At 50.9% G+C, this 1,114-nt stretch carries 2 protein-coding genes; one reads left to right on the forward strand and one right to left on the reverse strand.

Annotated features, from left to right (window positions below; genetic code table 11):
- On the forward strand, positions 1 to 456 hold a 456-nt coding region (locus Q0628_RS01985), incomplete at its 5' end, for an ABC transporter ATP-binding protein (protein WP_298767899.1).
- A gap of 55 nt (positions 457 to 511) precedes the next feature.
- Here Q0628_RS01985 and Q0628_RS01990 read toward each other — a convergent pair.
- The coding region (locus Q0628_RS01990) for a sigma 54-interacting transcriptional regulator (RefSeq protein WP_298767900.1) at positions 512 to 1,114 on the reverse strand (603 nt) is incomplete at its 5' end.

Raw genomic sequence — 1,114 nt, forward strand, 5'->3', positions numbered from 1 at the left:
CGCATGGGTGGTGTGGTATGCGACCGCATGAATGTTCGCGAATTCGTGGGACTTGGCCGTATGCCTTACGCAGGCCTTTTCGATGGGCGTAACCAGGAAGATGAAAGCTTTGTGAGTGAAGCGCTGGCCTTGCTTGAAATCGAAAAGTTTAAAGACCGCTGGCTTACGGAACTCAGCGATGGGGAACGGAGCCGCGTGTATTTGGCGCAGCAGGTAAACGTGCTGCTGCTCGACGAACCGAATGCCTTTATGGATATTCCTCGCAGCCGCAAGCTATTCACGCTTTTGCAAAAGTTGGCGAAAGAGCGAGACATGGGGATTCTAGTGTCAACGCATTCTGTGGAGTACGCCGAAAAGTATTGTGACCGAATCATGGTCATCGAAAAAGGATTCGCCCGTTGCGAGCGGGCAAGCGATGCACGAGCTAGAGGTCTGCTAGACTGGACCGAAGGGTAAATACAATGTTTAATGTGAAGTGTGAGGTGAGAAATCTCATTCCACATTACACATTTTACATCTTTTTTACGTCAACATTCAAATGTTTAAGGCGGTTATAGAGGGCGGTGCGGAATAACCCGAGTTTTTGTGCGGCTTCGCGCACGGAACCATTGCATTCGCGGATTTTCTTGATCAAGAAATCGCGCTCCTGTGCCAGTTGCATTTGCCTGAAGTTTTCGTATGCAGAGGTGTTTTCCGGGGTGCTCTCGGAAGAATCGCTTGCTTGAGAGTTGCTTGAATTCGGCTTGATTGCGCTTGCCGAGGTGGTGGGGCTCACGGTATCGATGTGAAGGTCTTCGGGCTGTAGGGCGCCTGCGCTTGTAAAGCAGAGGGCGCGCTGGATGACGTTTTCAAGTTCGCGAATGTTGCCCGGCCAGTCGTATTCCTGGAGCTTACGGAGGGCGGCGCTTGAAAGCGTAAACTTTTCGCCGGAACCCTGGTAAATCTGGATGAAGTAATTCGCCAAATCTTCGATGTCTTCTTTGCGGTCGCGTAGTGGCGAGATTTGCATGGGAATCACGTTCAGACGGTAATAGAGATCTTCGCGGAAACGCTTTTCGGCAATCTCTTGCTGCAGGTTTCTGTTTGTTGCGGCAATGATGCGGACATCGATATG

Origin of the sequence: uncultured Fibrobacter sp., assembly GCF_937877005.1 — a bacterium.
Taxonomy (GTDB): Bacteria; Fibrobacterota; Fibrobacteria; order Fibrobacterales; family Fibrobacteraceae; genus Fibrobacter.